Origin of the sequence: Methanobacterium lacus, assembly GCF_000191585.1 — an archaeon.
Classification (GTDB): Archaea; Methanobacteriota; Methanobacteria; order Methanobacteriales; family Methanobacteriaceae; genus Methanobacterium_B; species Methanobacterium_B lacus.
Genome location: NC_015216.1, coordinates 2,001,876 through 2,016,927 on the forward strand (window position 1 = coordinate 2,001,876; position 15,052 = coordinate 2,016,927).

A 15,052-nucleotide genomic window follows, 5' to 3' on the forward strand; every position below is an offset into this window, starting at 1 on the left:
GCTTTCCTTTTTGAAATAATTTCTAAAAAAAAGAAAAAAAGAAGGGAATTTTAATATTTGCTTGTTTTGAAGTTTAACATGTATTGGCTGTTGTTGTTTCCTGCTGTGTCCTTGACTGCGCTGGTTGGTATGTACACTTGGTAGTTGTTGAGGCTTAACCTGCTTACTGTCATTTTAAGTGTGATAGTGTTTCCATTGATGCTTGTTACTGTTGATTTTGCTATTTTTCCTGTTGAAATGTTTTTGATGTATATCTTGGAGAAATTAACTCCTTTAATGATATTTTCGTTGAATTTTATGGTTATTGGTGCTGTGAGTGACACATTTTGAGTGTTTTGTGCTGGTGTGGTTTTAACTGGTTTAGGTACTTTTTTGTCGATCGTGTAGGTCTTAGTGTACACTGGAGATTTGTTACCTGCAAGATCCACTGCGAAGAATTTCAATGTGCTTGTGGATTTGATATTGATTGGTCCCGTGTATTTAGTGCTGTTGGTTGTTGGTGTTTTACCGTTTAAGGTGTAATATATGGTTCCAGCTTTGTTCATGCGGAGTTTAACTGTTTTATTTGTGTTGTATATTCCGCTGTTTATGTTGGCTGCAGCTGTTGGTGCTGTTTTGTCGATGGTGTAGGTTGCTGTGTAAACAGGGGATTTGTTTCCTGCAAGATCAATTGCAATGTACTTCAACGTTGCTGTTGAGCTGATATTGATTTGTCCTGTGTACTTAGTGCTGTTAGCTGTTGGTGTTTTACCATTTAAGGTGTAGTATATGGTTCCGGCTTTGTTCATACTGAGTTTAACTGTTTTAGTTGTGTTGTATAATCCTCCTTTAATTGTGTTGTTTGCTGTTGGTGCTGTTTTATCGATGGTGTACGTGTTACTGTAAACTGAAGACAAATTACCTGCTAAATCAATTGCTAAGAATTTCAAAGTCGTTGTATTTGAGATAGTAATCGGTCCTGTGTACTTGGTACTGGTTGTTGTTGGTGTGGTTCCATTGATTGTGTAGTAAATGTTTCCATCTTCATTCATGGTTAGTGTTACGCTCTGTGTTTTGTTGTAGAGTCCTGTTTTAACATTTGCAGATGCTGTTGGTGCTGTTGTGTCTATTGTGTAGATGTTGCTTCCGAGGTTTGAAATGTTTCCAGCCATGTCAACTGCAATAAATCGAAGAATTGTCGTTCCTTCTTTACTTATTACAATTGGGACAGTATAGAGTGTGCTCATATTTGTTGGTGTGGATCCATTTAATGTGTAGTAAATCTTAGGATTTGGATCCTTGTTATCAGTTGCATTTAAGGTTACTGTCTGTTTAGTATTGTACAGGCCACTTGGAACGTTTGAGTTAACAACAGGTGCGTTTGTGTCTGGATCGATGGTTATGTAGTTGGTAAATGTTTCTGTACTACTTCCACCAGGTCCTGTAACTGTTTCAGATACACTGTAAGTTCCAGCTGCACTGTAAGTCCAAACAGGATTTTGTAGTGTGCTGTCAATCACTCCGTCGTTGTTAAAGTCCCATGCATAGATTGTTACGTTACCAATTGACTTATCTGTAAATTGCACATTAACAGGTGCAATTCCAGAAGTACTGTTAACAGTGAAGTTAGCTACAGGTGCAGGCCAGTTCACAGTCACATAATTGGTGAATGATTCTGTACTGCTTCCACCAGGCCCTATGACAGTTAAGGTTACTGTGTAAGTTCCAGGTGTGCTGTAGACGTGTGTTGGATTTGCATCAGTTGATGTTGTTCCATCTCCAAAGTCCCAGTTGAAACTGGTTACGTTTCCAGTTGATAAATCTGAGAATTTAACAGTGCTTGGTGCTGTTCCATTGGTGTTGTCAGCTGTGAAGTTACTAATAGGAGCAGGCCAGTTCACAGTTATGTAATTGGTGAATGATTCTGTACTGCTTCCACCAGGCCCTGTAACTGTTAAGGTTACTGTGTAAGTTCCAGGTGTGCTGTAGACGTGTGTTGGATTTGCATCAGTTGATGTTGTTCCATCTCCAAAGTCCCAGTTGAAACTGGTTACGTTTCCAGTTGATTTGTCATTGAATTTAACAGTGTTTGGTGCTGTTCCATTGGTGTTGTCAGCTGTGAAGTTAGCAGTTGGTGCTGTGTATATCACATTAATTAATACTGAAACTACTTGGCTGTCTGTTGTTGCTGTTATGTTTCCGTTTAGGATGTTTGTAGCAGTGAATATTGTTGTGGCTATGCCGTTTATTGTTGTTGATGTTACTGGGTTGAATGTTCCTAGTATGCTGCTGAAGTTCACTGTTGTTCCATCTGGAATATGGCCAGATATTGGGTTTATTGTGTTCACGTCAGTTCCATTGTATATGTTGTTGAAGTTTACTGTTACACTTCCCGTTGTTCCATTAACTACGGTTGTAGGGTTAAGGGTTATGGTCATGTATATCCAGTTACTGTAATCAACTGTACCGTAGATCTGACTTGCAGGACTGTTATTAGTTCCCCACCAGTTATTTTCTGCATTCACATTTCCAGAGGAACTGTAAATTGTACTGCCTGTTGATGCGCGGTTGTTTGCAAAGGAGTTGAAATGTAAGTTCATTGTGCCCTGGCTGAAGATTGCTCCACCGTTCATGTTCGCTGTGTTTCCACTGAAAATACTGTTATTAATATCCAAAGTACCCTGGTTGAATATTGCTCCTCCATGGTTGGATGTAGCTGCGTTGAATATGAATGTAGAGTTATTAACAGTCAGAGTACCTGTGTTGTAAATAGCTCCTCCCTTGGTTGTTGCTGTGTTTGCATTAAAGACACAGTTGTTCACATTCAAATTGCCACTGCTGTAAATAGCTCCACCGTTCGCTCCTCTACAATATGTAAAGTACAAATTTGCTATTGTAACGTTTAGCCCGGAGTTAACTGTGAATATGGTGTTTAATGTTTGTCCGTTTATTACTGTATTAGCTGGGCTTGTTCCCATGAGTTTTACATTCTTTGTAATGGTTAACCCTGAATTACCTGTACCTGCATAGGTTCCAGGTGTTATGTGTAGTGTACCTCCTGAAATTAGATTGTTTAGTCCGTTTTGAATTGTTGCATATGGATTAGCTGCTGTACCATCTCCACTTGTGTCGTTTCCTGTTGGGGAAACATAGGCATCATTTAATAGCACAGTTAAATAACCGGTTTTGGTACTGTCCCCATAAGTTGAATCTCCTGCGTAACTAGCAGTTATGTTAAACACACCGAGATCATGAGGGGTGTAATTCATGGTTGCTACACCATTGGAATCGGTTGTAACATTGTAACTGTTTCCATTAACTGTGAAGTTCACAATCCTACCAGCTAAACTTGTGCCATCAATAGAGGCTAGAGTTGCTGTTAGGTTTGTAGTACCATCTTTAGCTGTTGTTACGTTTACAACAGAAATTGTGGTTCCTATACCATTGATGTAGGTTGAAACTGTTTGATTGTCAGTTGTTGCTGTAATAGGTTTAATTTGAGTATTTGTTGCTGTGAATGTGGTTGTTGCAATACCATTGGTTGTGACAGCGATTATTGGATTTAAGTTTCCTAAAACACTGTTGAAAGTAACGATGGTTCCATCTTGTATGTGTCCATTTGCAGGGTCAATGCTTGTGACATTTGTTCCGTTGCAGGCATTGTTGAAGCTGACTGTAACACTTCCAATACTGCCATTTGGAATTGTAATTGGATTGACAGTTTGGATCATGTACAACCAGTTAGTGTAATCAACTGCACCGTATACTTGGGTGGATGGGCTGTTGTTTGAACCCCACCAGTTGTACTCGGCGTTCACGTTACCAGATGAACGGTATATCATTCCACTGCCTGTTATGTGGTTGTTCACAAATGAACTGAAATGTACTGTTAAATTACTGGCACTTCCGGAGTTGTAAATTGCTCCACCAGTGGATGCCGTGTTGTTTACAATACTGCAACCAGTTACTGTACTGTTTCCAGTGTTGTATAGGGCCCCACCACCTGATACTGTGTTGTTTATGAAACTGCAACCATTTAGTGTTAAATTACCAGTGTTATAGACCGTACCATAGGCATTAACTTTGTTACTCGTGAATATGCAGTTATTCACATTTGCCCTGCCTGTGTTGTAGAGTCCAACACCACTACTGCTTCCTGTGTTGCCTGAAAAACTGCAGTTGTTCAGTGTTATTGTACCCATGTTGTAGATAGCAGCACCGTTGTTTGCATTGTTGGCTAGGAAATTACAGTTGGTTACATTCAAAATGCTTGTGGAGTTGTTACAGTAAATTGCTCCGCCTGTATCCGATGTTGCATTTGTTAGTGTTAGGTTTTTTATTGTCAGTGTTACACCCGAACTCACAACAAATATTCTGCCTGATGTAGTTGCGTTTATTGAGGTGTTGTTTGGGTCTTCCCCCATGAATGTAACGTTACTGGTTGCTGTAATTGGTACTCCATTTGTTCTGTAGGATCCTGATTGTAGGTGTATTGTACCTCCGTTTGTAACGAAGTTAAGGCTTTTTTGTATGGTTGCGAATGGGTTGGTGTTTGTTCCATCTCCTGTTGTGTCGCTGCCTGTCGTTGAGACATAAACATCGTTCAGTAGAACTGTGATTAAGTTATTTTTTGTTAATATGCTGTTTCCTATTTCATTGGTTGCTGTGAGTGTTACGTTGTATATTCCGGATTTCGTGTAGGTGTGTGTAGGGTTTTGTTCCGTGCTTGTTATTCCATCTCCAAAATTCCATAACCAACTTGTTGGATTGTTGCTGGATGTGTCATTAAATTGAACATTTAATGATGCTGTTCCCTTGGTTGTGTTTGTTGTGAAGTTTGCAACGGGAGATTCTAGATCGTATGTCTGTGTGTATTCCGGGCTCCAGTTACTTGCCCCGTCAACAGCTATGTACCTGAGAGTTGTTGTTGAACCAATTGATATTGGGCCCGTGTAAATATTCGAGGTCCCACTTGTTTTTGGATCTGTTCCATCTGTTGTGTAGTAAACTTTAGTTTCTGTGTCACCATCCCCACCAGTTAATGTTACTGTTTGATATGTGGTGTACAATCCTCCTAAAGGACTGATTGTTACAAATGGTATGGATTTGTCTATTACGTAGGTTTTTTTGTACCTTGAACTCCAAATTCCACCGGTGTTCACGGCCGCAAAGTTTAAAACAGTCGTGTTTTGTATGGGTATTGGATTTGAGTAAGGAACTCTGTTTGTGTTGTTAGAGTCTGTTGGGTCGCTTCCATCAGTGGTGTAATATATTACAGCATCTGGCTGGTCGCTACCTAAACTCACGTTCTGATCCTGGTTGTAAATTCCCTGATCTGGTGTTGCATTAACACTAGGTGCTGTTCCATTGAACACGTTTATGTAGCTGTTCTGGGTTAGTGTGCTGTTTCCTGCTGCATTGGTTACTAAGAGTGTTACTGTGTAGTTTCCAACTGCTGAATAGGTGTGTGTTGGATTTTCTTCAGTGCTTTTTGTTCCATCTCCAAAGTCCCATAACCAGCTTGTTGGATTGTTGCTGCTTGTGTCTGTGAACTTAACTGTTTGTGGTGCTGCTCCTTTAGTTGTGTTTACTGTGAAGTTTGCTACTGGAACTGTCCAATTTACTGTTATAAGATCGTTTTTGATCAGTGTTTTACTGCCTCCAGGTCCTGTAACTATTTCGGTTACTGTGTAGGTTCCAGGTTTGGTGTAAGTCCATGATGGATTTTGAACTGTACTGTCTATCACTCCGTCGTTGTTGAAGTCCCAAGCATAGGAAGTGATATTTCCTGTTGATTGATCATTGAACTGAACACTTAATGGTGCATTTCCGTTGGTTACATCTGTAATAAATCCAGGAACTGGTTTAGGTATGCCTTGTACATTATATCCGCTTGTTGCATCATTGGACCATTTTAAGTGATAGCCGCTTGCCCATGAATAGGCATCGAAGGATGCTTGTGTTTCTAGTCCTGTAAATGTGTATTGAACTGTTGCTGCACCACCGTTTATTGCAGTTGCATTCAAACTTTTTGAGATATCTCCGACTTTAAGGTCGATGAACATCAAATACATTGCTGTTGATGGATCTGTGGTATTTTGACCACTGTAAATTGCCATCATGTTTGAACTTGCAGGTCTTAATACTTGTGGACCGTAGAGGAAGTCTGCTTTGGTGAAGGTTTCATTCAATGCACCGTTTACATAGTTGTAACTTGCTGGTGCGGATCCTGTGGCGTTCCATACGTATCCATTTGAAACTATGTTCACTGCAAAATCATCTGAAATTGGTCCTTTCACTGCTACCAGAAGAATCATATCATCGTTAAATCCTCTTCCCCCAGTGGTGGTTATGTAGAACGCTCCAGATTGTGATGAAGTTGTTGTACTTTGTCCGTTGATAGTTGAAGGATTATTGGTTATGTGTAACTGATTATTTCCACCTGAAACAAAATAGTAGGTATTATTTGGTCCTCCATCAGCATATAAGGTTCCATTTTTATTGGACATCAGTATGTAGATGTTTTGGTAGGTGGATATGATGTTACTAACCACTTGGACGTAGTTGTTTTTTGTGAGGGTGATTCCACCTTCGCTGTTGGTTGCTGTTAAACTGACTGTGTAGTTGCCTGCTCCTGTGTAGTTGTGTGTTGGGTTTTGCAATGTACTGGTATTTCCATCTCCAAAGTTCCATAACCATGAAGTGATACTGTCTCCAACGGATGTGTCTGTGAAGTGTGCTGTTAAATTACCTACACCCCATGTTTTATCCACTGTGAAATTGGTTGCAGGAGGAGGGTAGTTGTGAACAGCAATTAAATTGTAATTTAAAAGGGAACTGCTACCCATATAATTGCTCGAAGTCAAATTAACAGAGTAATTTCCAGCTGTGGTATAGGTGTGTGTTGGGTTTTGCAATGTACTGGTTGTTCCATCACCGAAATCCCATAACCATGATGTTGGATTGTACTTTGATATGTCATTGAAGTGCACAGTTAATGGAGATACACCTGCAACAGGAGTTGCAGTGAAGTCTGTAACTGGAGCAGTATCTTTAAATGCATATAATTTTCCATCGTTGCTTCTTACGTAGAGTGTTCCGTCGGCTGAAACTGCAGGTGTGCCATAAATTATGCCCCCTGTAGTGTAATTCCATTTTAATGTGCCGTCAGGATTTAACGCATAAACCTTGTTGTCATAATCTCCGAAGTAGATTGTTCCATCGGAACCTATGCACAGACTACCGTAGCTAGCTATGTGGCTTCCAGTAGTGTAGATCCACTTAATACTACCATATGGGTCTAATGCATAAACATTGTTGTCATCAGCACCTAAATAAATGGTTCCATCGTTTGCAATGGCCACAGAATTAGATATGTAACTACCTGTGTTGAAACTCCATTTAAGTTCACCATTGGGTGTTAAAGCGTAGAGGTTGTGATCAGAACTTCCCACATATACAGTTCCATCAGAACCTATTGTTGGGCCTGTAAAACTGCCTATGTATCCTCCAGTAGTGTAATTCCATTTCTGAGTTCCATCAGGGTTTAATGCATATATTTTACCATCCATGCATCCAAAGTAGAGTGTTCCATCATTACCTATTGCCGGTGGTCCGTTTAAAACTCCTTCAGCCCTATATGTCCATTTAACACTACCATTGGAATCTAATGCATACAACCTTCGGTCATAGCAACCCATGTATACTGTTCCATCTGCACCAATGGATACCTGACCGTATATTGCGTTTGGTGCTGTAAAGTTCCATTTTTGAGTTCCATTTGGGTTTAAAGCGTATAGAACGTAGTTCTGGCTTCCAATGTATATGGTGCCATCTGTACCAATTACTGCAGAGGCCGTTGTACTGAATCCACCGGTACTTGGCATATAAAACTGCCATTTTTGGGTTCCGTTTGGATAGTAAGCAATTAAGGTTTGTGTAGAAAAGCTTGGAACGTATATTGTTCCGTCAGAACCTATGACTGGGCTGGAAAAAGATGTTCCATTATTACCAGTCGTCCAAATTACAGTGTTGGATTTAGGTCCTTGATAAATTGATTGTCCCTTGGTATCTGTAGCTGTTCCATTTCCTATAACATAATTTACAGTGTATAATGGACTCCAGTTTCCTGCTGCATCTTGTGCAGCGTATCTTAGCGTTGTTGTTTTATCTATGCTTATTTGTCCGTTGTATGCGATTTTTGTGGTGCTTGTTCTTGGATCTGTAGTGTCGTTGGCGTAGTATATTGAATTATTTGGATCGTTGGTTGTCAGTGTTGTTGTTTGGGTTTTAGTGTATGTTCCTCCATCTAAACTGTTTGTTACGCTTGGAGTAGCTATGGTTATGTAACTTGTTTGTGTGAGTGTGCTGCTTCCAGCATCGTTGGTTGCGATTAGTGTTACGTTGTAGCTTCCTGATTTGGTGTAGCTGTGTGTTGGGTTTTGATCTGTCGATGTTCCACTGTCTCCAAAGTCCCAGTTCCAACTGGTTGGATTGTTAGTTGAGTTATCGTTAAATTGTACAGTTAGTGGTGCGCTTCCGTGTGTTGCGTTACTTGTGAAGTTTGTAACGGGCGCATCTGCTGCACTTACGGCCCCTGCTCCTGAAATACAGAAAAAAAGAGCAAAAACCATCAATAAGATTAATTTTTCCCTATTCCTAAACAATTTTAACCTCCCTATATATTTGTTTTAATCACGTCGATATTCATGATCTTAAATACTATTTAAAGATCAAGAATATGTTGATCAAATTGAATATAAAAACATGTCGATAAAAAGTCTTTATATATCCGTTAAAATCTAGTATAAACTATTATAATTGTGAAAATTGGCACAACAAAGACTTCAAAATGTATCATAATACATATCTTATTGCATTACCAACAAATAAAAAATTAAACCCAGAATAATGAGCAATTCATGCTAAAATCTTAAATTAAGAGGTTTATGGATTTAAAATTAGTTAATATCCATTTTTCATGTTGATGGTGACAGTGGTCATCATGCATATTGAGAAATTGAAAAGTAGAGGTTCATAAATTCCTTCTTAGAATTGTTGATTTTAAAACCAACAACTTATATTTGATCATGAGAAAATATTGACTATGGATCATATTGAAGAGATAGAAAAGGTTAAAGAAGGAGCATCCATCCTGGAGAAATCTTCAGAGTTTGCCATTATCATTCCAGAAGTTCACAGTAATCTTGTTATGGCATTGGAAAATGCTGAAAAAATTGAAGAAGTTGTTGGAATTCCAGGGAGAATTACCAACTTAAATGGGATGCCAAAAACAGTGAGCAGCCCTGATTTTTTAAAAACATCACACATGGCCAGGCTAGCACTTAGCATGATGAAACACGACCCATCCCTTAGAAGTGCCATTAACATCAAATACGATCCCTTGATTCTTGAAATCTGCGAAAAATTGGGACTCAAAATTTCTTCCTACGACAGAACCTACGAACCAGAAGTGGTGCGTAAAGTTGAAGGTGGCACCATACCATGGGGTGTTGAAGAAGCAATCAAAAAAATTGATGATATTCCAGATGTTATTTACCACGAAGGTGCCTGGGGAAAGGAACCCATGATATGCATCGTTGGTACCGATGCTGTTGAGCTTGCTGAAATGGCGGTTTGCATAGCAAGACTTTACAAGGTAGAAAAAAACAGTAAAGTTAAGGTTAAACCAACCATACCATCTGAATCTAACAGCGTACTATTTGCTTCTTCAAGGAAGAAATGGAAGGATTCAAAACCCATTGATGGTTGCATATTTTGTTCAATAGTTGATGGTAATCCCGAAGTAAAAGAAAAGGTCTTATACAATGATGGTAAAAATATGGTACTAATGAATTTGTACCCTTACAACAGGGGTCATCTTGAAGTATTGCCAGTTAAACATTACACAGACCTTAATGAGTTGAGTACTGAAGAGATAAAAGACTTATTCATCATTGTTCAACGAACAATTTCACTAATTAGAGATGTTATTAAACCCGACGGAATAAATGTGGGGATCAACCTAGGTGAAGCAGCTGGAGCAAGTGTTGACCATCTCCATATTCATATTGTACCCAGATTCAAATACGAATCAGGGTTCATGGAAACAACTGCTAATACCCGAGTTATTGAAGAGGATATTGATGTTATGTATTCTAAATTCATTGAAAAACTGGACATTTTGCATTTTGAGGAATCATTATGAAGTATGATATGTACAACGAAGTTCAGGAACAGCCAAAGTCATTGGCAGAAACTTTGAAAGAAGAAAAGGATCATATGGTGGAGATTGCACAGAAATTGAAGGATACCGACAAAATATATCTCGTTGGATGTGGAAGTTCTCTTTCCACTTGCTACTCAGCCCGTGATGCACTAGGATTTTTATCAGACAGAACTATTGAAGTACACACAGGCTATGAATTTGTACATCATAAAAATCTTCAAAAAACAAATTCTGCACTAATAACCACTTCACAGTCAGGAGAAACTGCAGATACCCTTGCAGCACTTCGAAGAGCCAAAGATGAAGGTATTTATACTATTTCAATCACTAACGAGCCTGAAAGTAGTATGATGAAGGAAGCTGATGATGCTGTTCTCACAAGATGCGGTAGAGAAACTGCCATACTCGGAACAAAAACTTACATGACCCAACTTCTTTGTTTGTATCAAATACTGTTCTCGATGGACGGATCCGAAGAATCTGGTAAGATCCTGGAAGACTTGGATAAGATACCGTCAATTGCCCAGAAACTGGTGGAAACCACAGAAGAACCCAACAGGGAACTGGCCAAACAGTACATGGATGATGATATATTCTACTGTATGGGCAGTGGTCCAAACTTTGGTTTGGCCTACAAGATCGCCATGACCATGCTCATGGAAGGTGCCTTGAAACATGCCTGTCCACTTTACTCTGGAGAGTTCAGACACGGTTTAATTGAAAGGGCAGAAAAGGATGTTCCAATAATATTTTTGGACGCAGGATTTCCTGGTGATGAATTAACCAACAAATCCATAGACTTTTCGAATAAAATAGGTGCTAAAACCATTACATTTAATATGGGAGATTTCTCAGACATCCATCCATTACTTTCCCCGTTCATACTCGTGATCCCTGTAGAATGGTTCATATACTACTTATCCCATTACAGTGGGGAAGATCCTGGAAGTACCAGGCACATAGGTAAAGTAAGATACGATTGAAAACTAAGTATCCATATTTTTTTTTATAAGTAATTTAAAATGAGTTTGAGTACTGTTCAAAATAAGAAAAGAGAAATATAAAAAAAATGGGATTGAAATTTTAGTCAACCTTGACTTCGAAGTTGTTTTCTTCCATTGGTGTTTCTACTATTTTTGGAATGGTAACTGATAGTACGCCGCCTTCAAACTTGGCAGCTGTGTTGTTAATATCAAGGCCTTCTGGTAGTGAAATTTTTCTCTCAATGATTTCACTGTACCTTTCCCTCGTTAAATAGTTCTTTTCAGCTTCTCGTTCGTCTCTGTAATCAGCTGTGAGTTCTATGGATCTTTCTGTGATATCTAGTTTAATTTTTTCCCTTTCAATACCTGGAAGATCAACATTTACAACCACAGTTTCATCTTCGTCTAAAATATCTACAGCTGGTTGGATAATGGTGCTCGGGGTGTTTTTTGGTGTGTTTGTAATGTAGCTGTCCACCATGTCACCAATTTCCCTTTGTTTTTCAAGTAGGGTGGTGTAAATATCGTTAAATACCTCTTCTGCATCATTTCTTTTCATTCTTAAATTCCTCCATCTTGGTAATTAATTCAGAAACTCCAATGCCTTCAACAGCTGATAGTTTAATTGGGTTATCAAGCTGTTCAATGTATTTATCAACAAGGGTGGTGTCTTCGACTAGATCCATCTTGTTAAAAACACACTGAATAGGTGTGTTAAAAATACTTTTAATGCCATGGTACAGTTTCATTTGACTTTCAAGTGGAAATCCTGATGTTTCTGAAGCATCGAATATGAAAAATACCAGATCTGCTAGGTGTTCCAGTGCTACCATAGCATTCAATTCAATTTCATTCATGTCGTCCACCGGCCTGTCAAGAAGTCCTGGGGTGTCTATGAATTGGTAGGGCATCCATTTATGTTCTATGTGTCCTATTTGTATTCCAGTAGTTGTGAATGGATAATCAGCTACTTTGGGTTCTGCTGATGTTAACTGTCTGAGTAGTGTGGATTTGCCCACATTTGGAAATCCTGCAATAACTGCAGTGGTTGCATCGAAGTCTATGGTTGGCATGTTCCTGAGTTTCTGCTTTGCAAAATCCAGGAAATTTAATTCGTCTTCAATCCTATAAACAACAGATGCTAACCTTCCAAAAGCCTCTTTCCTAACATTTGATGCATTTTCAGAACTTGATCTTCTCATTTTAAAGACATATTGGTTTTCAAATTTTGCTATTAGTTCAGAAGCCCATTTAAGAGCTCCTAATGATTTTTTAAATTGGTCCACACCCACAACTACATCAATGTAGTCCTGGTAGAACATGTTAAGATCTTCTACCTTTGGAACCTTTTCAAGTATGGTGTTGAAGGTTTCCTGAGTCACTTGACATGCTGTCTTGATCCTGGCCTCTTCAGTTTTTTTTGACTTCTGATGGCGAGGGATTTTAGAACCCCTTACCTTGTTCGCTGCTTTTTTAGCCCTGCTGAAACTTTTATCAAGAACTTCTTCGGGAGTGGGAATAGTTGGTATAAACATTTGATCACTTTTTTTAATTAATTAGTTAATATTGGTTAAATAATGGTTAAATTTTGGATATAATAATCACGAATTTTTATCTATGTTCATCAATGTTAAAAATAAATAGAAACCGATACCCATTATTTAGTTTTCATTTATATATTAAACTTCCTTTCAATTGTCCTAAAAAAAATGAAATCATGAAGTTGTCACTAAATTTTATGGTGTTCATTTGGGTTTTAGATCCTCTTCAAATATTTCTGATGAAAATTTGTATATCTTCACATCACCACTTAACCAACATTCAGAATTAAGTCCTGCTTTGTTACATGTGTTTGAGAGAAATTCTTCCTTGTTCCAACCCCATTCTGTTGCTACTTGGGGTAAAAGCAAGCCCCTGTAGGGTCCGCTTTCAACTATGAGTCCATCTTCACCAATGATGATGTTATCCAGATACTCTGTTGGATCATCAACAGGGATGAGTTCTGGTTTGGTGAGTACGCTGAGTTCGAGTTCTATGGTTTCGAGTTCTTCGAGAGTCACACAATTAAACCTTGGATCTCGAACTGCTGCCGATATTGCTGCATCTACAACAGCATTTATTAATGGCATTACTGGTTCGGGATAACCTATGCATCCTCTCAAACAATTTTCCTTGTTTAGTGTGACGAACACACCCCTGTTTTCATGCATTATGGTGTCTGTTGTTTCAGGTATGGGAATGACTCTTCCCTCTTTTAAATAAACAGTTATTGCTTCACGTGCTAATTTTAACAGAAATTGGCCTTGTTCTTCAGATAACATGTTTTTTCTCTCCAAAAAAAATTAAGTTTACAAAATTTAATTTTTAGGTTGCACCACCCACAGTTGCCTTTGAAACCCTGACATGGGGACCGCCATCACCCACAGGAACAGTTTGTCCGTTTTTACCACAGAATCCTACTCCCATCTTGAAATCTGAGCCAAGACCATCTATATGATTGAGAATTTCCAAGATATTTCCAGACAGTGACACATCCCTCAATGGATCTTTAATTTCTCCATTTTCAACTACAAATGATTCTGCAGCGTTGAACTGGAAAATTCCCTTACCGGTGTCCACCTGACCTCCCCTTGAACCTTTCAAGTAAATTCCATCTTTAATTCCTTCCAAAAGTTCTTCTAAAGACTGATCACCCGGTTTGAGGTAGGTGTTACTCATCCTAACTATTGGTTGATCACCCACAGACGATCTTGCATTTCCAGAAGATTCCATCTTAAGTTTAGATGCTGTTTCCCTCGAACTTAAAAGGGATGATAATACTCCATCTTGGACCAGAATATTTTCCCTTGTTTTGATTCCCTCTGCATCGTAGGCGTAGTAACCAAAGGCATCCATGCTGGCATCATCAACTATGGTTACCAGATCTGAACCTATCTGGGTTCCCATCTTATTTTTGAGTATGGAATCGTTTTGAAGTATGAGATCTGCCTCTGATGCATGGCCCAGTGCTTCGTGTATGAAAACTCCTGTGAGTTCAGGATCTAAAACAACTGGAAAACTTCCAGATGGGGGAGACTTAGCATCTAAGAGCCTTACAGCCTTTGTTGCTGCTAACCTTCCAAACTCTTCAATATCCTGATTTTGTATGGCCTCATATCCCTTTGAACCACCGATGCTTTTATGTCCAAATTGGATAACTCCCTCAGAAGCAGCCACTGCATTTAAAAACATTGCAACCCTGGATTCTTCCATGGAAATTGCAGAACCCTCGGAGTTCATGTAAAGTGAGCTAGATTCACCATCAACGTAGTTCACTGTTGTGCTGACTACTTTGTCAATGTTGGCAGCTGCTTCAGCTTCTTCCATAACCTTCTTTTTCTCATCTAAAGAAACACTGGACAGTGGAATTTTAGCCTTCGACTTCACACTGTCAGTGGATCCTTCTGTTTTTGAGACTTCAACATCACTTTTGAGAGAATTTGAAAGTTTGAGTGCTGCCTCTGCCATTTCATCAAGTCTTGAAAGTTGAGTTGTGTATGCAAAACCCCATGATCCATTCTTTAAAACCCTCACAGAACCTCCAAAATCAGTTCCTGAACGAATTTCTTGAATTTGACCATCCTTCATCACTATTACGTTATTTTTACTTTCACTAACTCTTATATCCACAAAATCTACTTTTTTTTCTACGATCTCAATTGTTTTTCTGAATAAATCTGGATCAAGATTATTTTCCTTTGATGACGGCATTTTTAAACTCCTATAAATGAATTAATTGTTGCTGGAAATATTTTCTATCTTAAAATTGTACTGCTCTATTATCTTTGTTTGTAAACTGAAATATTTTTCCCCATAAAACCCA

7 protein-coding genes are annotated in these 15,052 nt (G+C 38.8%); 2 read left to right on the forward strand and 5 right to left on the reverse strand.

What is annotated here, in order from left to right:
- Nucleotides 1–50 precede the first annotated feature (50 nt).
- A complete protein-coding gene (locus METBO_RS13965; protein ID WP_013645529.1) occupies nt 51–8,645 on the reverse strand; it encodes a PKD domain-containing protein in 8,595 nt (2,864 codons plus the stop codon).
- 440 nt (nt 8,646–9,085) lie between these two features.
- Here METBO_RS13965 and METBO_RS09695 point away from each other — a divergent pair, with 440 nt between their 5' ends.
- On the forward strand, nt 9,086–10,186 hold the full coding sequence (locus METBO_RS09695; protein WP_013645530.1) for a thiamine-phosphate synthase family protein: 1,101 nt from the start codon (nt 9,086–9,088) through the stop codon (nt 10,184–10,186).
- Entirely contained in the window at nt 10,183–11,190 is a 1,008-nt protein-coding gene (locus METBO_RS09700) for an SIS domain-containing protein (protein WP_013645531.1), read from the forward strand. Before METBO_RS09695 ends, METBO_RS09700 begins: the two co-directional genes overlap by 4 nt.
- Before the next feature lie 100 nt (nt 11,191–11,290).
- Here METBO_RS09700 and METBO_RS09705 read toward each other — a convergent pair whose 3' ends face one another.
- The 4 genes from METBO_RS09705 to METBO_RS09720 form a co-directional block, all read right to left on the reverse strand.
- Nucleotides 11,291–11,749 carry an Hsp20/alpha crystallin family protein gene (locus tag METBO_RS09705; protein WP_013645532.1) on the reverse strand — a complete coding sequence of 153 codons (459 nt, stop codon included), beginning with the start codon at nt 11,747–11,749 and terminating at the stop codon, nt 11,291–11,293.
- On the reverse strand, nt 11,736–12,725 hold the full coding sequence (locus METBO_RS09710) for an NOG1 family protein (protein ID WP_013645533.1): 990 nt from the start codon (nt 12,723–12,725) through the stop codon (nt 11,736–11,738). Before METBO_RS09710 ends, METBO_RS09705 begins: the two co-directional genes overlap by 14 nt.
- Nucleotides 12,726–12,935: 210 nt before the next feature.
- On the reverse strand, nt 12,936–13,511 hold the full coding sequence (locus tag METBO_RS09715) for a TIGR00296 family protein (protein WP_013645534.1): 576 nt from the start codon (nt 13,509–13,511) through the stop codon (nt 12,936–12,938).
- Between the two features lie 43 nt (nt 13,512–13,554).
- A complete protein-coding gene (locus METBO_RS09720) occupies nt 13,555–14,940 on the reverse strand; it encodes a TldD/PmbA family protein (RefSeq protein WP_013645535.1) in 1,386 nt (461 codons plus the stop codon).
- Nucleotides 14,941–15,052 lie beyond the last annotated feature (112 nt).